The sequence below is a fragment of the Mesorhizobium sp. M1088 genome, from assembly GCF_040318575.1.
GTDB lineage: Bacteria > Pseudomonadota > Alphaproteobacteria > Rhizobiales > Rhizobiaceae > Mesorhizobium.
On the sequence record NZ_JAMYMO010000025.1, the window covers coordinates 57,992 to 77,881 of the forward strand.

16 protein-coding genes and 4 pseudogenes are annotated in these 19,890 nt (G+C 58.0%); 12 read left to right on the forward strand and 8 right to left on the reverse strand.

The features are described 5' to 3' along the window. Positions 1-540: 540 nt before the first annotated feature. A pseudogene (locus NKH49_RS23610) lies at positions 541-755 on the forward strand (IS21 family transposase); the annotation flags it as partial. 107 nt (positions 756-862) lie between these two features. Here the strand turns inward: NKH49_RS23610 and NKH49_RS23615 are convergent. Continuing rightward, positions 863-1,053: pseudogene (locus NKH49_RS23615) on the reverse strand (transposase); the annotation flags it as partial. A gap of 364 nt (positions 1,054-1,417) precedes the next feature. Between NKH49_RS23615 and gmd the strand changes: the two are divergent. Beyond that, a pseudogene (gene gmd, locus NKH49_RS23620) lies at positions 1,418-2,481 on the forward strand (GDP-mannose 4,6-dehydratase). A 68-nt stretch (positions 2,482-2,549) separates the two neighbouring features. On the opposite strand, the gene NKH49_RS23625 reads toward gmd, so the two are convergent. Together NKH49_RS23625 and NKH49_RS23630 are read right to left on the reverse strand one after the other, a co-directional pair. After that, the gene (locus tag NKH49_RS23625) at positions 2,550-3,413 is read right to left on the reverse strand and encodes a radical SAM/SPASM domain-containing protein (RefSeq protein ID WP_352928067.1); all 864 of its coding nucleotides are present in this window, start codon (positions 3,411-3,413) and stop codon (positions 2,550-2,552) included. Between the two features lie 218 nt (positions 3,414-3,631). Next, a pseudogene (locus NKH49_RS23630) lies at positions 3,632-4,563 on the reverse strand (1-aminocyclopropane-1-carboxylate deaminase); the annotation flags it as partial. Between the two features lie 488 nt (positions 4,564-5,051). Here NKH49_RS23630 and NKH49_RS23635 point away from each other — a divergent pair. The 10 genes from NKH49_RS23635 (at position 5,052) to NKH49_RS23680 (ending at position 15,122) form a co-directional block, all read left to right on the forward strand. After that, complete coding sequence (locus NKH49_RS23635; protein ID WP_352928070.1) at positions 5,052-5,816, forward strand: SDR family oxidoreductase; 765 nt, start codon at positions 5,052-5,054, stop codon at positions 5,814-5,816. A gap of 27 nt (positions 5,817-5,843) precedes the next feature. Continuing rightward, a complete protein-coding gene (locus tag NKH49_RS23640; protein WP_352928073.1) occupies positions 5,844-6,206 on the forward strand; it encodes a hypothetical protein in 363 nt (120 codons plus the stop codon). A 51-nt stretch (positions 6,207-6,257) separates the two neighbouring features. Continuing rightward, on the forward strand, positions 6,258-7,064 hold the full coding sequence (locus NKH49_RS23645; protein ID WP_352928076.1) for an SDR family NAD(P)-dependent oxidoreductase: 807 nt from the start codon (positions 6,258-6,260) through the stop codon (positions 7,062-7,064). Between the two features lie 46 nt (positions 7,065-7,110). After that, on the forward strand, positions 7,111-8,133 hold the full coding sequence (locus NKH49_RS23650) for a hydroxymethylglutaryl-CoA lyase-like TIM-barrel protein (RefSeq protein WP_352928078.1): 1,023 nt from the start codon (positions 7,111-7,113) through the stop codon (positions 8,131-8,133). 301 nt (positions 8,134-8,434) lie between these two features. Next, positions 8,435-10,357, forward strand: a complete 1,923-nt coding sequence (locus tag NKH49_RS23655) for an HAD-IA family hydrolase (RefSeq protein ID WP_352928081.1) — start codon at positions 8,435-8,437, stop codon at positions 10,355-10,357. 765 nt (positions 10,358-11,122) lie between these two features. Beyond that, positions 11,123-11,470, forward strand: coding sequence for a hypothetical protein (locus NKH49_RS23660; RefSeq protein ID WP_352928084.1), 348 nt, complete (start codon positions 11,123-11,125; stop codon positions 11,468-11,470). A gap of 99 nt (positions 11,471-11,569) precedes the next feature. Beyond that, positions 11,570-12,313 (forward strand): GntR family transcriptional regulator, encoded by a 744-nt coding sequence (locus NKH49_RS23665; RefSeq protein ID WP_352928087.1) that lies wholly within the window; start codon positions 11,570-11,572, stop codon positions 12,311-12,313. Between the two features lie 117 nt (positions 12,314-12,430). Further along, the gene (locus NKH49_RS23670; RefSeq protein ID WP_352928090.1) at positions 12,431-13,042 is read left to right on the forward strand and encodes an FAD-dependent oxidoreductase; all 612 of its coding nucleotides are present in this window, start codon (positions 12,431-12,433) and stop codon (positions 13,040-13,042) included. Further along, complete coding sequence (locus NKH49_RS23675; protein ID WP_352928093.1) at positions 12,997-13,674, forward strand: NAD(P)/FAD-dependent oxidoreductase; 678 nt, start codon at positions 12,997-12,999, stop codon at positions 13,672-13,674. Before NKH49_RS23670 ends, NKH49_RS23675 begins: the two co-directional genes overlap by 46 nt. Before the next feature lie 413 nt (positions 13,675-14,087). Next, a complete protein-coding gene (locus NKH49_RS23680) occupies positions 14,088-15,122 on the forward strand; it encodes a proline racemase family protein (protein ID WP_352928096.1) in 1,035 nt (344 codons plus the stop codon). Positions 15,123-15,545: 423 nt separating this feature from the next. On the opposite strand, the gene NKH49_RS34960 is transcribed toward NKH49_RS23680, so the two are convergent. The 5 genes from NKH49_RS34960 to NKH49_RS23705 all read right to left on the reverse strand — a co-directional run bounded on the left by NKH49_RS34960 (position 15,546) and on the right by NKH49_RS23705 (position 19,885). Beyond that, complete coding sequence (locus NKH49_RS34960; protein WP_502907925.1) at positions 15,546-15,734, reverse strand: hypothetical protein; 189 nt, start codon at positions 15,732-15,734, stop codon at positions 15,546-15,548. A gap of 233 nt (positions 15,735-15,967) precedes the next feature. Then, positions 15,968-17,044, reverse strand: a complete 1,077-nt coding sequence (locus NKH49_RS23690; RefSeq protein WP_352928099.1) for an ABC transporter ATP-binding protein — start codon at positions 17,042-17,044, stop codon at positions 15,968-15,970. Continuing rightward, on the reverse strand, positions 17,041-18,057 hold the full coding sequence (locus NKH49_RS23695) for an ABC transporter ATP-binding protein (protein WP_352928102.1): 1,017 nt from the start codon (positions 18,055-18,057) through the stop codon (positions 17,041-17,043). Before NKH49_RS23695 ends, NKH49_RS23690 begins: the two co-directional genes overlap by 4 nt. Continuing rightward, positions 18,054-18,947: an ABC transporter permease gene (locus NKH49_RS23700; protein WP_352928104.1), complete on the reverse strand. Its 894-nt coding sequence runs from the start codon at positions 18,945-18,947 to the stop codon at positions 18,054-18,056. The genes NKH49_RS23695 and NKH49_RS23700 overlap by 4 nt, the downstream gene beginning before the upstream one ends. A 2-nt stretch (positions 18,948-18,949) precedes the next feature. Beyond that, positions 18,950-19,885: an ABC transporter permease gene (locus NKH49_RS23705; RefSeq protein WP_352928108.1), complete on the reverse strand. Its 936-nt coding sequence runs from the start codon at positions 19,883-19,885 to the stop codon at positions 18,950-18,952. Between the last annotated feature and the right edge of the window lie 5 nt (positions 19,886-19,890).

Below are 19,890 nucleotides of genomic sequence, written 5' to 3' on the forward strand. Positions count from 1 at the left end.
CGCCGCTATCGGTCAGGTTCGACTCACGCGTACCTATGAACAGAGTTTCAAACGCCATGGTTTTGGCGTTGGGCAAATACTATTGACCGCGAAGATATAGACGATCAGTATCGCCGCCTGAATGCAGCTTCAACCCTTCAACAACTTCTCAAAGTTGGCGCCGTACCCATAATCAACGAGAACGACACGACCGCTACGGCGGAGCTCTTTTGGCGACAATGACCGGCTAGCGGCACGGGTCGCGCAGATGGTAAACGTTGTCGTTCTGCTTTCCGACGTAGATGGCTCTTCTCGGAAAACCCACACGATAACCCCGCAGGCCGCCTGGTGACAGAGGTTAGATGCATTACTCCCGGATAGAGGCAATGGCGGGTCATTCCCTGGCTCGCCACAGTTCGGGTGTCATGGTGACAAAGTTGATGGCAGCAAGGATTGCCACGGACGCGGGCTGTGAAATGTCATTGCAAGCGGTAACAAATCTTACCCGCTCGCGGCCATTGAGAACGGTGGCCCATCAACATGGTTCCTTCCGCTCGCTAAAGCCGGCCGATCCGCCATGTCGGCAAACGCCGCCTCGAACTGTTCGAGGAGATCGAGCGAGCAGCCTTGAGGCCGCTGCCGGTGGCACCGTTCGAATAACGTCTAATGGAAGGTGGCCAAGCGCATCCCAATTACCACGTCGAGGTCGACAAGGCCTTCTTCCGCATCGGCTGATCGGCCGCACCATCCAGGTCCGCCTCACCCATCCGGTGGTCCGAAGAGCCGTGGCGTTCTGGGTGGCGACCATGGAGGCTTTCGGCGCTCCACCAGCTGTTGTTGCCGACGGCCGTGCAAACGGGCAGATGTGCGGCGCGATCCGCCAACCCGCGAACTCAACGAGGAAGTCCTTCCAGGCCGAGCGGCTCTCGCGATTGGCCGTCTCGACGGCCAGGATCTGGCGCGTTCCGTCGCAGTCGATGCCGACCGCGATCGGCACCGTTCGCTCATGACGATGCCGGTTTCGCGCACCTTCTCGTAGCGGGCGTCGGGAATGAGGTAGGCAAACGGCTGTTGCCATTTCAGCGTCGCGCGGCCAATTCGAAGACTCTGAAATCTCCATCTGATCGATAAGTGCATCCGTCTTGTGGATGCATTGGATTAAAACAATCGATCTTACGAACAACAGTGGACATGAAAAGACCTCGCTTCGGCGGCGCCTACAGGAGGTCTCTCGCCGTGCTAGATGGAGGCGAACTCTTCCTGCATCTGATGACAACGGCACGCGGCACTCCATGTAACCCGCATGCCGCCTAATATCACCAGAGGCTCAGACTCCAGCTAAGACGGCCGTACAGCGTTGATTGTAGCGCATAGTTAGTCATCCCACGCGCCGTCGACTATTCCTGCCCACATTGCTTCATCCACGGAAATATCAGAAATGAGTTCACCTCGGCGTACAGCATTCATCACAGGTATCACCGGCCAGGACGGCGCGTTGCTTGCCGAACTGCTGCTTTCGAAGGGCTACATGGTGCATGGCCTGAAGCGGCGAGCCTCGCTGATCGGGAATACCCAGCGCATCGACCACCTCTATCAAGATCCCCATGAGGACCATCCCGACATGGTCCTGCATTACGGGGACATGACGGATGCGACAAACCTGATCCGTCTCCTGCAGGAGACGCAGCCCGACGAAATCTACAATCTGGCTGCGCAAAGCCACGTGCAAGTCTCTTTCGAGACCGCCGAATATACGGCCAATGCCGACGCGCTCGGCACGCTGCGGCTGCTGGAAGCGATCCGCATTCTTCGCCTCGAGGAAAAGACCCGGTTTTATCAGGCCTCCACATCCGAACTCTACGGTTTTTATCCAGGATACCCCGCAGAAGGAGACTACCCCGTTTTATCCACGCTCGCCATACGCGGTGGCGAAGCTCTACGCCTACTGGATCACGGTGAACTACCGTGAGACATACGGACTCTACGCGAGCAACGGGATTCTGTTCAATCACGAAGGACCGACGCGTGGCGAGACTTTCATCACGCGCAAGGTGACGCGTGCAGTAGCTGCGATTATGGCCGGCAAGCAGGACTGCCTTTATCTCGGAAACCTCGAGGCAAAGCGCGATTGGGGCTCGGCGCGCGATTATGTCGAGGGCATGTGGCGCATCCTGCAGCACCACGAGCCTGACGATTTTGTGCTCTGCGACCGGCGAGACGCATTCGGTCCGCAGCTTTGTCGAGGCTGCCTTCAGGCGGGTCGGAAAGGAGATCGTCTGGGAAGGCGAAGGCGTTGACGAGGTGGGCCGCGAACACAGGAGTAACCAGGCGCTGATCCGGATAGACAGGCGTTATTTCCGTCCGACCGAGGTTGACCTGCTAATCGGCGATGCCTCGAAGGCGGCCACCAAGCTCGATTCGAAGCCGAAGACCACTTTCGATGAGCTCGTTTCGGAAATGGTCGAGGCCGATTGCCGCGCGTACGGAATCACGCTCGCTTGACGAAAAGACAATGACTTCGCCGGAAGGCATTGGCGGTCCAAAGCAATTCGCCTCGCTGGCCCGGCCTTTCAGGCGGTCCGCCGGCATCCAGTCAGCATCCGGTCCTTTGGATCGGCATATTCGCACATCCTACAGAGCAGAAAGCCATCCGCTCCATTCATGCGATCGACGATTTCGCAAAAAACTGGGCTTTCAAAGAGATCGGCGTATTCGTCGCATAGAAGGTTGCCCAATACGTGACGCCGTTCAAAATTCATGGAGCAGAGAGTGACGTCGCCGTTTGGTAGAAGAACATTCCGATACTGCCGTTCGTCCACGCATGCCAGCGCTCCGACCACTGGCTGCCGTGGTTCAACGATCGTGGGGTCGACGCTTCCACCCCTGCTACTCACTGGTCGTGAGCGAACTAGAGCTTCGGCAGGGATAATGTCGACGATATCGGGATGGGCCTCGCCCAAAAAGAATCGAATCGAGGGGATCTTCGCGTCGACGAGTTGACGAACCAAATCGCGATACTGGTCTCCGACAAGGCGGCTATTCATGTACGCGCCGTCATCGAAAACATGGACCACGAATACCCGCAAGCGCAGCGCTTGCAAGCATTGTAGATCCCGCTCCTTCATTCCCACAAGCGTCGTGAAAATCCTGATGCCGTGGCCTCTGGCGGAAGCGTGCTCGACCATTTCGGTGCAGTCCGAATTGAGCCAAGGCTCGGAGTATCCGGCGAAACTAATGTCGACGGAAGTTGGTACGCGCGCCAGACACCGCTTGAAATCTTCAAGATTAAGATGCTTCGAATGAGATACCTTTCTTTGCCGGTCCGCGAACTTGTCCTGCGGACAATATGAACATCCGACGATGCATCCTGTGGTCGTCGTTATCTCCAAAACTCTGCCGGCTGGTATGGCAGAGCGCAGTTCCGGTAAAATCATCTGTTATGACTCCCACTTCTCTGGTCCTGCATAACGTCCAGAATGGTGTCGTTCGGCTTCTTGACACCGCCCGTTAAGACGTTACGAATGAACTTGGCCCCATCTTCGCCTTGGCAGCAGTCAACGGCCAGCTTCCTCTTTTTGCCGAGCGGACTGTCAAACGAACTTTGAGCGCGCCGCCGGCACGGCAGGACCGCGCAATCTCAATCTGTCGAGCGTCAGCCATTGCGGAAGGTGTAGCTGTAACCGTTGATCGCCGGCGCGCCGCCGAGATGCGCGTAGAGGACTCTCGATCCCTCCGGAAAGAAGCCCTTCTGGACGAGGTCGATCATCCCTTGCATGGATTTGCCCTCATAAACGGGATCGGTAATCATACCCTCGAGCCGCGCACACATTCGGATGGCCTCCTTCGTTTCCTCGGACGGGATGCCATAACGCGGGTATGCGTAGTCCTCGAGCAACACCACGTCATCCTCGACGGGTTCCGTTCCGAGATCGACGAGCTCCGATGTATGTTGGGCAATCTTTAGCACCTGCGCCTTGGTTTTGGTGGGGGTGGCAGAGGCATCGATACCGACCACATTGCGCTGTCGACCGTCCTTGGCAAATCCGACGAGCATGCCGGCATGCGTTGACCCGGTGACCGTGCAAACCACGATGTAGTCGAAGGCAAACCCAAGCTGTTTTTCCTGGGCGCGCACTTCCTCCGCGAACCCCACATAACCGAGGCCGCCGTTCGGGTGAACAGACGCCCCGGCTGGTATCGCATAGGGTCTACCGCCCCTTGCCTTAACCTCATAGAGCGCTTGTTCCTGTGGCGGATGCCGATGTCAAAGCCCTCGTCGACCAGGCGCACCTCTGCACCCATGATGCGGCTCAGGAGAATATTGCCGACCCGGTCGTAGACGGCATCCTCATGGGGTACCCAGCTCTCCTGAACCAGGAGACATTTCATGCCGATCTTGGCGGCGACCGCGGCGACCATCCGCGTATGGTTGGACTGGACGCCGCCGATGGAGACAAGCGTATCGGCATTTGCCGCGATCGCGTCGGGGATGATGTATTCGAGCTTGCGCAGCTTGTTTCCGCCGAACGCGAGAACTGAGTTGCAGTCGTCGCGTTTGGCGTAGATTTCCACCTTTCCTCCTAGCTAGACAACTTCGATCCATCCCCTTCCGCCCGATCCGGAGTGGCCACCCCAGATCGGGCGTCTCTTACTGGACCAAACGGCTTGGAAAGTCATAAGACAAGACGACCCCATCTTGAGACCATCAGTCAGATGGGCGATGATCCGCTCATCTGTCTGCCGGCAGTGGCTCGCTGATCTTTCCGGCATCTGCCGTTGGTAGCGATCGAGCGGCACGCCGCCCAGTGCGGCGGGAGGGCCGATATTGTACATGACTAATTCGCCTGGGGCAAAAACTTAAGTTGCTTACGCAACGCTGTCTTCAGAACCGGAAGGCGTCTCGGCGTGCATGCGACACAAATGTAGGGAATCGGACGTAAGAGCAAAACCGACGTTTTATCAGCAGGCTATTCTACTGTTTTGAGCGGATTTTTTCGTTTGGCACGGTACATGCTTGGCTGTCTGCAAACGGTGCCAAGAAGCGTGGTGATGTTAATTGGGTGGTAAAAAAAATGGAGTTAGGGCTTGACGGCAAGGTGGCAATGGTCGCGGCCGCCTCCAGCGGCTTAGGTTTGGCCACAGCTGAGGAGTTAGCCAACGAAGGCTGCCGCCTGTCCATCTGTGGACGGGATCCGGGGCGGCTAGAAAGAGCAGTGGATCGGTTGCGCGGCACAGGGGCCGAAGTGCTCGCACGCGCGACCGATGTAACTGACTGCGCTGATGCAGCAGCTTGGGTTGCCGAAACAGCAGAGCATTTTCGGTGTATCGACATTTTGGTGACGAATTGCGGCGGCGTTTCTGCCGGGCCACCCTCGGCCATGACGCCTAAGGATTTCGACGATGCGTTTGACCGAGTGCTTTTACCTTCGATAAATCTTGTTACGGCTGCCTTGCCGTATCTGCGGCGCTCGCGGGCGGGGCGAATATTGATGCTCGCTTCCGAGGCTATTGTACGGACTCCGGTACATTTCGCGCTGTCGGGTGTCGCACGAGCAGGGCTAGTGCCCTACTGCCACACGCTCGTACAAGAATTGTCGGGGGAGAGCATCACCGTAAACGTGCTCGCTCCTGGAGCACACAGCACCGCGATTCACGAAGCCAATCGCCTCGGCGACCACGCCGAAGCCATCCGTGCGCTCGAGGACAGGACCCCGGCCCGACGCCTTGGCGATCCCACGGAATTCGCAGCAGTTGCTGCATTCTTGGCCAGCGCACGCGCGGCCTATGTCAGCGGCGCCCTGATCGTCATCGATGGTGGGCTGAGTGCAACCGTCTGAACAATTCGTCGCGCTAGGAGCCGTCACATGACGAAGCCAACGCAAACAGAACCCTCATCGATCTCGGCCGTTCAATCGCACATGCGTGTATTTCGCGATCGTCCTGAGCAGGAGCTCACTTTCCCCTTTAGTCTTCTGACACTTGAAAATTACTCCGCCCACCGGGCGACGCCGCGCCTGACAGCACGCGATCAATTCAGCGTCGTCGATCTTTCACAGAGCGAGTCGGGTTACTGGTATGAAATGAATTCTGAAGAGGGGGTTGATGCAGCTGAGGGAGTTGACGCCCTTCCTGAGTTTCAACGCGCCTTTGGCTATGCATGGTATCTACTTTGCTGTCGCGGGCATCGCCGCTCTTGCGATTTGCCTCACGCTGACCTTGCCTCCTGAACGATGACCTTGACCTGAAATAAACCAAAACAGTGGAGCGGGTAGTCTATGATGTCCGATACAAATCGTAATTCTGCAATTGGTGCAGAAGGATACCAGGAGCTCTTCGGAATTGATGGCAAGGTAGTCTGCATTTCAGGCTCGAGCCGCGGTCTAGGGAAGTCGCTCGCCACCTGCTTTGGACGGTTGGGCGCCAAGATAGTCCTTTCCTCGCACAATATTGAAGAGCTGACCGAAGCGGAGGCCGAACTTGCGGGCCAAGGAATCAACGTGACGGCTATCCGCGCCGATGTGCGGTCGCACGACGATTGCAAGGCACTGATCAGTGGCACGGTCGACCGGTTTGGGCAGATCGATGTGATGGTCTGCAACGCGGGTACCGACATCATTAAGCCAGCACATTCATATGAAGAGCCGGAATGGGACGAAATTGTCGATACTAATCTGCGTGGTTACTACTATTGTGCCAAGTTTGCCGCCCAGGCAATGCTGGATCAAGGCGGCGGCAGCATCATCATGACTTCTTCGGTCGCCAGTTCGCTCGGCATACCGGGCCTGACTGTCTATGCCGCGAGCAAGGGTGGCGTCAATCAACTGACGCGCACCATGGCGGTAGAATGGGCCAATAAGGGTATTCGTGTAAACGCCGTCGCACCTGGATTCATCAACAACTTCATGGATGGGGTGCATCCTAATCTCGATAGCCCTTATCAGCGCCGCGCAATGGAATTCACTCCGATGCGACGCCGCGGCAATTTGTCCGAATATTTCGGGCCTTACATTTTCCTCGCGAGCCCAGCTGCATCGTTCGTAACAGGCGAGATTCTCTATGTCGATGGGGGCTACGCCGCGAGCTGATGCAGGATGCTTCGATGTTGTGGCGGTATTTGGATGAGGCTGGGCAATGTTAAACACAATACCAGATGAAGTGAACTTCCTAGACTGCACCTTGCGCGACGGTGGCTACTACACAGATTGGGATTTCGCACCGGAACTGGTGTCGGACTATGTCGCTACTATCAACACTCTCCCAGTGCGCATGGTCGAGCTGGGGCTCGCCGGAAAGCCTGAGAGCCACGGATATTTCGCCAGTGTGACGAGCTCTAAGGCCGAACAGGTGGCTGCTGGTCTCCTGGTCAAGGCATGCGTGATGATCGATGCCAAGGATGTGCTTTCGAGCGAACTGCCTATACCCCTTGCCGTGATCCGCCTGACAGAAGGACTAGTGCCAGGGCATATCACGACCGTCCGCGTGGCGGCGCATTACAGCAACTTGGCTGCCTGCCGGAACATTTGCGCTGAGTTGTCTCATAGGGGCTTCCGTGTGTTTTTGAATCTCATGCAGATCGATGCGGCAAATGCTGCAGAAGTTGAGATGTGCCTGAAGGAGGTAAAGCAGTTCGACACCATCGACGTGCTTTATATAGCCGATTCCTTTGGCTCTATGAAGCCGACTCGCGTTCAGGAATTAATCGACCGGTTTGCGGGTCGAATTGAGCCTGACATTGGATTCCACGGCCATGACAACCGCGGATATGCGCTGGTCAATTCAGTGGCGGCCGCGATGGCGGGAGCGACCTGGATAGACTGCACCATGGGCGGCATGGGCCGCGGGGCAGGAAATACGGCTAGTGAGCAACTCCTACCGATTCTCACTCGCCTCGAAACATCGAAGGAACGGGCACTCCTCGAGCACGTCCTGCGTCACTTCGATCCGCTTCGCAAACGGTATGGCTGGGGCAGCAGCGCGGCATATCAATTCGCGGGCTCAAACTTTATCCATCCGTCCTATGTTCAAAAGCTACGTGAAGGCGCGGCATTGTCTGACGCCGCGATTATCAGGCGCCTTTCGGACCTTCGCGCCGATGAACGGATGAGTTTTGCCAATGAAAAGCTGTCGGCGCTGATGGCGCAGGACATCGTCTGATCGCAGATATCTCTGTTGAGGTGCCCTTTTTCCCAATTCGGAGGAAGCCATGACTCTACCAAATGCGGTTGTGAAGCCATCGGTCCTCCCGTCGGATCCGCGGTTTGCATCAGGCCCTTGCCGTAAACATCCTGGTTGGAGCGTGCACCCAACTATGCTGCGCTATGTTGGACGAAGTCACCGGAGCTCCGAGGGAGCAGAAAGGCTAGGAGAGGTAATCAGGCGCATGGCCTCTTTGCTTGAGCTGCCTGATAGCTGGCTCTGCGGAATCGTGCCCGGTTCGGGCACTGGGGCCTGCAGCATGGCCTTGCAAAATCTACTCGGCCCTTTTCCAGTCGAGACATTCTTGTCAGACAGCTTCTCGCGTTATTGGGCAAATGAGATCGATACTTTGGCGCTTGCCCCCCAAAGCCGGCACATTTGTGCTTACGGAGATTTTCCGAACACTAGCAGGATCGACCCCAATCACGACATCGTTCTAGTGCTAAACGGCACCAGCAGCGGCGTTTGTCCACCAGATCTTGACTGGATTCTTCCTGACCGTGCCGGGCTTGTGATCGCAGATGCCGTCTCGGCAGCTTTTACGAGGCACATCGACTTCGATCGGATCGATGTTTTGTGCTGGTCGTGGCAGAAGGCGCTTGGCGGCGAAGGCGGCCACGGCATGATCGCGCTCTCGCCTCGAGCCCAGGCACGGCTGAAAGCCGGCGGACCTAAGCCTGTAACCAGGCTCATGAGACTGCACAACGCCGACGGATCTGTAAACAAAGCGTTCTTTGGCGGCCGCACAATCTCGACCCCCAGCATGTTCGCCGTCGAGGATATCCACTCTGCGCTCGACTGGGCCGAAGCGTGCGGTGGACTACCCGCGCTTCTGAACAGGGTTGCCAATAATTATGCTGTCATGGACGACTGGGTGAACTCTACTCCTTGGATCGATTGGACTTGCACCAATCCGGCAGCACGCTCCACCTGTTCAATTACTCTTCGGCTTGTACGTGAGCAACTCGCTGCCGGCGAGAAGGAGGACGGCGATGAAATCGTTGCTGGGATGATCCGTCTACTCGAAGCCGAAGGCGCGGCTTTTGACATCTGGAGCTACGGTGACGCGCCCCCGGGATTCCGGATATGGGCGGGGCCTACGGTCGAGGCAAATGACTTGGCGATCTTATGCGAGTGGCTGGCCTGGGCTTATAGCGAGACGTGCGAGGCCAGCATACCACCCGAAGAGGTCGTGCATCACGGCTACTTTCCGCCCTCTAAGGCGAGCGCGGTTCAGCCAAGGACGGAGTCGGCTTGCCCTCTAACCGCCGCCCTCGAAAGCCCACCTCCCCGGACACTGGCAGATTGCTATGACGCGATACTTTTCGACGCGACGGGGGTCCTGATCAGCGAAAATGAAGCCTTGCCTGGCGCTGCTGATATATTGGCCCGACTTAATATGTCCGGTTTGCCATACTACATCGTGACTAATATCAGTAGTGGATCGGATGAAACGATATTCGCACGTCTCCGCGGCGCGGGCCTTCCGATTCCGGCGGGCGACCGTATCGTATCCGCTGGAGGTGTTGCGCGACATCGCGTACTCGAAGAGCTGGCGGCCGGGCGGCTAGTTTCCTATGTGGGCAGTTCACGCGCTGCGCATGACATCTTCGGCAAGCGTCCAAATCTTCATTGCGCGGACACGGCCGAGACATTCGACACACTCGTAGTGCTCGATGACGAAGGTTTCGATTTTAAACGGGCTGCCGATAACATCCTGTCGACCTTTCAACGTAGACTGATCGAGACGGGCGAAATGCCCAGGATGATAACGGCAAACGCGGACGTCGTTTATCCCAGCAAGAACGGCTCACTCGTCTTTGGACCAAGCATAATAGGGCCAATGCTTCAAGCTGGACTAGCGCTCTTCGATGCTCCTCCAATCTCAGTAGAGATTATGGGCAAGCCAGGAAGAGCGATTTTCGAAGAGTGCATCGCTCGGGCAGGTACCGACCGTCTTTTGATGGTCGGCGATCAGGTTGATACGGATATCAAGGGCGCAAAGGCTGCCGGGCTCGACGCACTTCTCGTAACCACTGGCCTCAACAACAGCGGCGAGTTGCGTCAAGGCGATAACGGCGCTGCCGATTATGTCGCAAAGAACCTCAATCAGATTTTCGACGGCAGTTTGTTTCCACACCTTCGGTCAGCGAGATATTCCAATACAACAGATTGGGTTTGAGCAGCTTGGAGCGAGAAGCGCGGATTGGACAAGGCGGGTTTGCCGCCCGCGGTTGAACGCAGCAGCCCGGCTAAGAGGGGAATGGGGATAATCGTTTCGACTATTCCGACGGAAGGGTTGTGACGATGCATCCTACCTTGTGGGTTTTTTTGGCCCCCCGAGATTTGTCGCTGATTTGCAAGGAGCACTGGTGGATGTAGTGGGACAACAGTGATGCCAGGCATCAAGACAGGCACGAAGATGTTCATTATCGCCGCGTGGAAGTGATTACGGGCCGTCGGAGGCGGCGCGACTGGACGCCGGCAGAGAAGAGGCTGATCGTTGCGGAAAGTGCGCTGCCGGGCGCTAATATCTCGGTCGTCGCAAGGCGTTTGTGCGTCAGCCGCGGCCTGAATTGAGTCTGGCCGCGGCAGCCAAGTGCTAGTGAACCAGACGTCACGACAGAGACGACAGCTCTGCAGTTAGTGCTGATTACGATTGCCAACCAGGCGCAGCGGGTTGAGCGCAGCGGCGGACGGAAGCGCCGGGGTCGCCCGATCGGATCGAGCTTGAGATGGGGTGGAAGCCGCCTCGACCTAACGGGTTCGGTCGAACCAGCCTTGGCGGTTGATGTTGTGGGTGCGGTGCGAGTGGCGCAGTGATTGCCCTTGCGGTTGAGGTGAAGGTCGTTGTAGCGACACAGCCAGTCGATTTCCGCCGCGGCATAAACGGCCTGATTGCGCTGGTCGCTGCCGCTCTTGCACTTTGCCGCTGAAACGACGGACTATGTCCGTCATCACCGGCCTGCGGCACCTCCGTCGCCGAAGGATGTCGAATGTTGGGATCGCGCGTCCAACCTACAATAACCGTCCGGAAAGGCGAGCCGACGACACGGCGGTCGTCGAGACGATGTTGGTCGCCGATTGTCAGGGCGACGCGTTGGTCTGCTCCCGTCAATTTACCATTGCTGAACGTCGCAATTTGTCTCTGCTTTGCCCCGATTTTCGCAAGCGGGCCTTGGCGCTCCATTTTCCCCTCGACTTAACCGCTATGGGACCGTTGGTGAAAAACCTTTATGGGGTCGGCGTTGCACAATGTTGTATGCAGGTTGTCGACCTTGACCGGTCTGGCTAATTGTAGGAAAGCCGAACCTCATTATGGGCCGTTGAGCGAAGCCGTTCAGGCACCTCGGATGATCTGCCTGATCAGAGCTGATCTGGAGCAAGGATACGAATGAATATGCCAGTAAGAAAAGCAGCATCAGCGCAGAAGACTGCGGTTCCCCGACAAACCGGAAGTACCCGGGTCTATACCGAGCTTCGTCACAACATTCTAAGCATGGTGCTGCCCCCCAGCGCCCCATTGGACGAGGTAGGGTTGGGAAAACGCTTCCAACTTTCGCGCTCCCCTATTCGAGAGGCACTGGTGCGCCTTGCGAGCGAGGGATTGGTCGTTACCCTTCAAAACCGCAGCACCATCGTAGCCCCTCTCGATTTCCGCAGTGTGCCCGAATATCTGGATGCTTTGGATCTTCTGCAGCGCGCTACCCATCGGTCAGCTGCCATTTGCCGCTCTCAGCGGGACGTAGAGGAAATCGAAGCTACACTTGGGATATTCGAGAAGAAAGCGAAGCTCAGTTTCGATACCGACGACTGGTTGCCTATGATCGAAGGTAACTACGATTTTCACATCCGGATCGCGCAGGCGGGCCGCAACCAATATTTTGCCGGATTCTATAAGCGGATTCTGGAGGAAGGGCGACGGATGCTCTACTTTCACAGTGAATTCCTCTTCAAAAGCCTGGGTTCCACAGTAGGGCGCCTGAACCAGCACCACCGAGAAATGTTAGAAGCCATCCGCGTTCAAGATCCAAACGAGGCCGAGCGCCTTGCTCACGAGCACGCGAGGCAGTTCAAGGGGGACTTCCTGGAATACATGGAGCGGAGCATCACCTCGAAAATGAAAATCGCCACCTGAGGGAAGTCCTACCGAAGCGCATCGCTTGACTGTCGACCTAATGTCGATTTATGCCCTTTTGGCACAAAGATCGGCAATGGCGCACGATCTTTCATCGGCGAACTTCGAGGGATATTCATGGAAGATGGCGCGGAGGCTTGTGCCGTGGGAGTCGTTGGCGCTGGCATCGTCGGGGTCGCATTAGCCTTTTTGCTCTCCAGGCGGGGCTTTGTCGTAACACTCCTCGATCGCGACGCTCCCGGAAGAGCTGGACCGTCCTTCGGGAATGCAGGACATATTGCGGGATCGGAGATATTTCCGATCAGCAATCCCGGCATTCTAGGAACCGCAATCCGTATGCTGGCCGACCCAAATGCTCCGTTGAAGATCGATCCATTCTATGCGCCTAGGCTGGCGCCTTGGCTGTATCGCTTCTACCTCAGTGGTAGGCAGAGGGCCTACCAAAAGGCGACAGAAGCGCTGACGCTGCTTAGCGCCAAGGCACTGCCTTCCACCAAAGCGCTGCTGGCGGAAGCCGGACTCGGGAACATGGTTCGGCACGCACCAGCTCTCTATCTTTATGAGTCGAGGCATTCGTTAGAGAGCGCCATCCCGAACTGGCGCGCGAAACTCGAGCGCGGTCACAGCTTCACAGTTATTGCCGACCGGCGCGATCCCTTTCTCGTGAGTTTGCGGGCGCCATCTTGTCGGATGACTGGGGTGCAGTCACCGATCCGTATGATGTGGTGACGAACCTGTTTCAAGCTGCGATTGGCAGCGGCGTCGAGTATCGGCGTGCAAGCGTAGAAGAGATACATCCAGCAGAGCACACAATCACCGTTAAGGGCGAGGGGCAGGCGTTCAGCTTCGATAAGGTTGTGATTGCATGTGGCGCGCACACACCCCTTCTTGCCCGTCAAATCGGCGATCATCTGCCAATTGAGGCGGAAGGTGGTTACAACTACACCTACCCGGCCTCTGGTCTAGAACTGAACCATCCGCTCATCCTAGCTGACCGAGGAATCGCTGCGACGAGCCTTTCAAGCGGTCTCAGGGTGGGTGGCTGGGCCGTGTTTGCGGGTCTAAATTCCGAACCGAAACAAGCCTATTTCGATCGCATCGAAAAAATAGCGGAACGGACTTTTCCGCACCTGTGCACTCAGGGTGGTAAGCCTTGGTCAGGCCTTCGTCCTTCGACACCGGATTCGGTACCGGTTATCTCACGATCTGCAAGAGCGAAGGGGATATTCTACTCGGCGGGCCACGGCCATTGCGGACTGAGCTTGGCCGCGGCCTCGGCGGAGATCATGTTGGAACTGCTGAGGGGAAACCAACAAGCTGGTCAGCCGTTCGCGATCGATCGCTTCGAACGTCCTGGGTAATCCCACCTTTCGTTCCAGACCCGCGCCAGATTTCCCCAGGAACGCCGGCGTCCACAGGATCAGGCTTACGGGGGCCACAAGCCATGCGGGAACGTTGAGCCCCAGCCGGCCTCAGGTCGAAGTAAGCGAGTGAAGATCCGCATCAGCAGTGCGCGTTCCCAGCAATGTCTTGAAAAGCCCGAGGTGCAGAGCCGGCCGGCCTTCCCGTGGCCGGTCCCGTTGACATGTCGCCGCCGACCAGACGTCCGAATAATGTGTTGCCGCGGGAGTGGCTCCGTACGCGCCCTCTTGAAATACGTGCCGCGGTCTGGTATCTAGCGCTATGACGCGATTGTCGTCATTATGTAGACAAAAGTGGGCATCGCCCGCTTCCCCTCTGCACCGCTGTGTTGTTCGCCAGTCTGAGGAAACAAATGCGCTGGAACAAGACCTTCACGATGGTGGAAGCACACTGCGAAGGAGACGTCGGCCGTGTCGTCACCGGCGGTGTCCTGTCGATTCCCGGCGACACAATTCTCGACAAGCTGCTGTACATAAACAACGTCGACGACCGGCTGCGTCGCTTCCTCGTGAACGAGCCCAGGGGATGCGCGCAGATGAGCACGAATCTCCTGTTGCCGCCGGTGCATCCCGAGGCCGACGCCGCCTTCATTATCCTGCTGGGCGACAAGGCGCATGCTATGTCCGGCTCCAACAGCATCTGCCTCGTCACGGTGCTTCTTGAGACCGGCATGGTCGAGATGAAGGAGCCCGAGACGGTCGTCACAATCGAAACCGCGGCCGGCCTCGTCAAGGCCGTTGCCAAATGCTCAAACGGGAAATGCGAGCGCGTCACTCTCGATATGCCGCCGTCGTTCCCGCTGCTGCTGGACGCCGAGGTGGATGTCCCCGGTCTTGGCAAGGTGATGGTAGACATTTCCTATGGCGGCATCTTCTACGGGCTCATAAATCCCGAGCAGTTCGGCCTGAAGCTCACGACCGAGAATGCAAGGAAGCTGGTCGATATCGGCTGCCGTGTCCATCGGGCCATCGACGCCCAGCTTGACGTCCGGCATCCTGAGATAGCCGGTCTGAGCGGGCTGTCTTTTACGATGTTCGTTGGCTACGATGACGACGGCCGTATGAAGGGCGTCACGGTCGTTCCTCCGGGCCGCGTCGACCGTTCGCCATGCGGCACGGGCAACAGCGCACGGCTCGCGGCCATGTATGCGCGCGGCCAGTTCGCGGAAGGCGAGACGCGGATCGCGCGTTCGATCATCGACAGCGAATTCGAGGTTTCTATCGTCGGAACGACCACGGTGGCTGGAAAGCCCGCCATATTGCCTAGGATTTCCGGGCGCGGTTGGATTCACGGCATCCATCAGATCGGCGTCGACCCGACCGACCCCTACCAGCTTGGTTACATGGTATCCGACTGCTGGGGCGACGCCTTCGACCTGCTCAAGTAACGTTGCGAAGCCTCGTCCTCGATCCGCGGCCGGAGCCCTGTTCAAGACGTCACGATCTTCACTTTTGAAGTGATGGATCGCTTCAGAAATTGAAGGAAGTTCCCCCTTGAACTGGGCGGCGTGCTCTGCGCCAGTTGCTCCGCGGATACGGCTTCCTCGAGACGCGCTTGTAGAAGCGTCCCGCTCTCCCCGTCGTGATGTGGGAATCACCGAGCGCAGCGATGGGCGAAGGGAAGCCGCGAGCAGCAACGCATCGGAGCAGTTTCGTAAGAGGTGCCAGCGGTCGGCCACCTGCCGGGCTGCGGGTGCTCCCTCTCGCGCACCGCGCGCGTAGGCTCCGGCTCGATCCCGCGCATGACTTCGACACCGGGATGAGCCGCCAGCCACCCGGAGAGCGTTCCCATCTCACGGTCAGGCAGCAGATCAACGATCAACGACGTTGTTGGTTTCGAGATCGACCAAAATAGTCCCGTAGCGCTGACCACGCCGCCATGCCCAGTCGTCAACGCCGAGGATACGTGGCGCCTCACAATCGTTGCCGGGGTAGACCCGAACAATCCGCAGGATGGTATCCGCGCTCACAGGCATACTAAGCCGAGTGACGAGCCTCATGCCAGCCTTCCCTCGATGCTAATACGAATAGTTTGTTCCACGGACGGTCTCCCTTTGCTAGAGATCTGTAACCACCTCATTCTGGCACATCGATGCCGTGCGGGGGCTGTCCACCCCAACATCCTGCGGCGGCCAGAGCGCCGACCGCGAAGAGAAGCGAGTGACCCACGGAACGGTCCAGGAAAAAAGTGCAGGGGCACCTTGAACTCAACTACCCCAATCAGAGAGGACTCTTAGAGCTTTTCCTGGGTTCGCCGCTCGAGGCCTGCGTCAATCCGGTCGGAAATCTGCGAAACCGGTCCCTGCTCTAACGCTACCTCGGTTTCGCAGGTGAGCGGGAAATGGCATTTGAAGCGATGCTCCATGTCATCCGAGTTGGCTGCAGGCTCGGGGAAGACTCGGCGGCAGATGTCTTGCGCGTACTGGCACCGCGTGTGGAACTCGCAGCCGGTTGGCCGTCTCAGCATGCTCGGCACCTCGCCCTTGATTTCGATGCGGTTGAGAACGGCATCGGGATCGGGCACCGGATTGGCCGAAAGCAAGGCCTGCGTATAAGGATGGCGGGGATGATCGAACATATCTTGGGTTGAGCCAATCTCGACAACGCGCCCTAGATACATGATCGCCATACGATCGGCCATGTGGCGGACTACGTTGAGGTTGTGGGTGATGATCAGGATGGCGATCCCGAGTTCATCCTGGAGGCGAGCAAGCAGATTAAGCACCTCCCCCTGGACCGACACGTCGAGCCCAGCTGTGGGCTCGTCGGCGATGATCAGGTCTGGGTTGAGTGCAAGGGCACGAGCGACGCCGACGCGCCGGGCCTGACCGCCAGAGAGCTGGTGGGGATAGCGGCGCCCAAAGTCCGCCGGCAAGCCGACCATGCGCAACAGGCGCTCCGCTTCAGCACCGGGATCGCGATTGCTCACGCCGTGTATGCGGAATGGCTCGGTGAGGAGCGACTGCACGGTCAGCCGCGGCGAGAGGGAGCCCACGGGATCCTGGAACATCATCGTCATGCGGCGCAGGTAGGACTTTCGTTCGGCCGCTTTGAGGCCGATAAGTTCCTGCCCGTCGAAACGAATGCTGCCGCTAACAGCCGGCTGAAGGCCGATGATCGTGCGCGCGATGGTGGATTTGCCAGATCCGCTTTCGCCGACGAGGGCAAGCGTCTCGCCCTTGCGGATTTCAAAGGATACGCCGCACACAGCGTCAATGAAAGGGTCTGCCGTGCCCGTGGTGAGCGCCTTCAGTGACCCCATGGTGCGGAAGCGGACGCGCAGGTCCTGGACACTCAGCAGCGCACTCATGCCGCAACTATTCCGGCTCGATCGAGCAGATGGCATCGCGCGACCTGGTCAGCTCCGATACGGTACTCGCGAGGGATCTCGTGCAAGCAGCGCTCGGAAGCGTGAGGACACCGCGGTCGGAAGATGCATCCGTTCCTGCTTCCGAGCAGACTGGGGACGTCTCCGGGGATGGTCGGCAAATTGCGCGTCCGTTGTTTGATCCGTCCAGGATCGCACTCAAGCAGCGCCCTTGTGTAGGGATGGCCGGGATTATGAAAGATGTCTCGTACGGCGCCCTGCTCTACCACCTCGCCCGCATACATGACGGCAACGTGGTCGCACAGTTCGGCCACCACACCGAGGTGGTGGGAGACGAATAGGATGGAGCAACCGATCTCCCTTTGCAGATCCTTGAGCAAATGGATGATCTGGACTTCCAACGTTGCATCAAGCGCCGTGGTCGGCTCGTCGGCGATGAGCAGCGCAGGTCTCACCAGAAGCGCCATGGCAATGCAGATGCGCTGGCGCATGCCACCAGAGAACTGATGTGGATAATTCCCGATGCGGCTTTGCGGATCGGGAATTCCAACGCGCTTGAGCATGTCGATCGCACGAGCGCGCTTTTCACTACGGCCTCGTTGTTCGTGATGTTGGATATCGATCATCTGGCTCTCGATCGTCCGCACTGGATTGAGCGCGGTCATCGGATCCTGGAAGATCATGGAGAGGCGATCGCCCATCAGACTGCGTCGCGCTTGAGCAGTCAGCGTAAGCAGGTCGCGTCTTTCGAATATGATGCTGCCGGCAGTAACCTGAGCGTTTTCTGAAAGTAGACCCATCACCGTATAGGCAAGCGTGGATTTGCCGGATCCACTCTCCCCGACGATGCCGACTATCTGCCCGGCTGGCACGTCGAGCGAGACGTTGAGCAGCGCATGAACACGTCCGCGTGGGGAGCCGAAGTCGAGGCTGAGGTTCCGAACCTCGAGAAGCGAACCGGGGGATACGTGCGGTGTCGGATCGTCCCTTGTCATAGGTCTTTCCGCAGCTTGGGGTCGAAAATGTCGCGCAACGCTTCGCCAAGGAATGTGAAGCCTAACGTAGCGACGACGATTGGAACACCTCCTGCAATGACGAGCCACGGCGTTTGACTGATATAGCTGTAGCCATCGTTCAGGATCGTTCCCCAGTCCGGCGTCGGAGGGCGCACACCCATGCCGAGAAAGCTGAGACCCGCTTGCACCGCGATGACCCCAGGCACATCCATGCTCACAAGAATAAGAAGCGGACCAATCACGTTTGGCAGCATGTGAACGGCAAGGATGCGCGTCGTGCCGGCGCCCATGCTTCGCTCCGCGTCAATGTAATCGGAGTTGCGCAGGGCTTGCGTTTGGGTGCGCACGACACGCGCATAGATCGGCATCGATGTTATTGCGATGACCAGGATCACGCTGGACATGCTGGGGCCAAGAAGCGCGATGATGGCCAACGCAAATATGATCCCGGGAAAGGAGCGGATTGTGTCGAAGAATAGTAGCAGAAGATTGTCGAGCCAACGCGGCCCGAACCCTGCTATCAGGCCAAGCACGAGCCCAACGACAAGCGAACTGCCTAGCGATGCAAAGGCAACGAGAAGCGGAATGCGGCCGCCCATGATGGTACGCGAAAAAGTGTCGCGGCCGAGTTGATCCGTGCCAAGAAGAAAATCTGCTGAAGGGCCCGCCAAACGAGGCCCGACCATTATACGGATAGGGTCATGTGTGACGATGAGCGGACCAAAGATTGCGCTCGCCACCACGACCAAGACAAGCACCGCGCCAAGCATGCCCAGATGGTTCTTAAGCAGTTGCCGCAGGAAGCCTCCGAAGGCACCTGGATTGTTCCTTGGGGGAGCTGCTCTATCAATCGTGTCTATGCTCGTCATGATCAGAGCTTTTCCCGAGCCCGCGGGTCAAGGCTTGCATTGACCAGATCGGAGACCGTTGTTGACATGACGATTAGGAAGGTGGTGACCACAACGACGCCCATCACAATTGGATAGTTGCGCGCATTCACCGCCTGCACGATCAGCGCGCCGATCCCGGGTCTTGCGAACACCACCTCGACAAACACCGCTGCCGACAGCAGCCATGCGATACCTGCGCCCAAGATGGTTACCGTTGGCAAGATCGCAAGCGGCAGAGCGTAGCGGGAAACAATGCGCCATTCCGAAATCCCGAAAGAGCGGGCCATGCGGATATGGTTCTCACCCAGCGTTTCGAGCATGGACGCGCGCACCAGTCGAGAAATGTAGCCCACCCAACCGATTCCCATTGCAAAGCTCGGCAGGATCAGGTGGACGAGCCTATCCACAAAGCCCTCGCCCGGCCCGATCGCCGGAAGCCAGCGGAGGGCAACGGCGAAGATCAGCAGCGCGTAGACTGCCATGACAAAGGAAGGAATGGCGATGGTGGCCACCGCGATTACCCCAACCGCCTGATCGAGCAAGGAATTGCGCCGCATGGCAGAGTAGCACCCTAGCGGCACGGCGATAGCGGCGGCCCAAAAAATCGAGACGAGGATCAGCTCAATCGTGTAAGGCAATTGCGAAAACACGATGTCGGCGACCGGCCTCTGGCTGAACACATCATAACCTAAATTTCCGTGGAGCAGTCCGCCGAAAAAGGTGGCGATCTGCACGATCAGCGGCTTGTTGATCCCCATCTGCTCGTGCAGCTGCGCCTTCATCTCCGGCGTTGCGCGGGGGCCGAGCAAAATTGCGGCGGGGTCCCCCGGCACGGCATGGATCATCACGAAGAGCAGCGTCACCGCGGTCACGATGATCGTGACCGCGAGGAGCAACCTCTTACAAAGATAAAACAACTACC

What these genes read in the sequence shown, in the direction of transcription:
- NKH49_RS23625 (WP_352928067.1), bottom strand. Translation starts at nt 3,413, where the DNA reads ATGATTTTACCGGAACTGCGCTCTGCCATACCAGCCGGCAGAGTTTTG.
- NKH49_RS23635 (WP_352928070.1), top strand. Translation starts at nt 5,052, where the DNA reads ATGGAGTTAGGGCTTGACGGCAAGGTGGCAATGGTCGCGGCCGCCTCC.
- NKH49_RS23640 (WP_352928073.1), top strand. Translation starts at nt 5,844, where the DNA reads ATGACGAAGCCAACGCAAACAGAACCCTCATCGATCTCGGCCGTTCAA.
- NKH49_RS23645 (WP_352928076.1), top strand. Translation starts at nt 6,258, where the DNA reads ATGTCCGATACAAATCGTAATTCTGCAATTGGTGCAGAAGGATACCAG.
- NKH49_RS23650 (WP_352928078.1), top strand. Translation starts at nt 7,111, where the DNA reads ATGTTAAACACAATACCAGATGAAGTGAACTTCCTAGACTGCACCTTG.
- NKH49_RS23655 (WP_352928081.1), top strand. Translation starts at nt 8,435, where the DNA reads ATGGCCTTGCAAAATCTACTCGGCCCTTTTCCAGTCGAGACATTCTTG.
- NKH49_RS23660 (WP_352928084.1), top strand. Translation starts at nt 11,123, where the DNA reads ATGTCCGTCATCACCGGCCTGCGGCACCTCCGTCGCCGAAGGATGTCG.
- NKH49_RS23665 (WP_352928087.1), top strand. Translation starts at nt 11,570, where the DNA reads ATGAATATGCCAGTAAGAAAAGCAGCATCAGCGCAGAAGACTGCGGTT.
- NKH49_RS23670 (WP_352928090.1), top strand. Translation starts at nt 12,431, where the DNA reads ATGGAAGATGGCGCGGAGGCTTGTGCCGTGGGAGTCGTTGGCGCTGGC.
- NKH49_RS23680 (WP_352928096.1), top strand. Translation starts at nt 14,088, where the DNA reads ATGCGCTGGAACAAGACCTTCACGATGGTGGAAGCACACTGCGAAGGA.
- NKH49_RS34960 (WP_502907925.1), bottom strand. Translation starts at nt 15,734, where the DNA reads ATGAGGCTCGTCACTCGGCTTAGTATGCCTGTGAGCGCGGATACCATC.
- NKH49_RS23690 (WP_352928099.1), bottom strand. Translation starts at nt 17,044, where the DNA reads ATGAGTGCGCTGCTGAGTGTCCAGGACCTGCGCGTCCGCTTCCGCACC.
- NKH49_RS23695 (WP_352928102.1), bottom strand. Translation starts at nt 18,057, where the DNA reads ATGACAAGGGACGATCCGACACCGCACGTATCCCCCGGTTCGCTTCTC.
- NKH49_RS23700 (WP_352928104.1), bottom strand. Translation starts at nt 18,947, where the DNA reads ATGACGAGCATAGACACGATTGATAGAGCAGCTCCCCCAAGGAACAAT.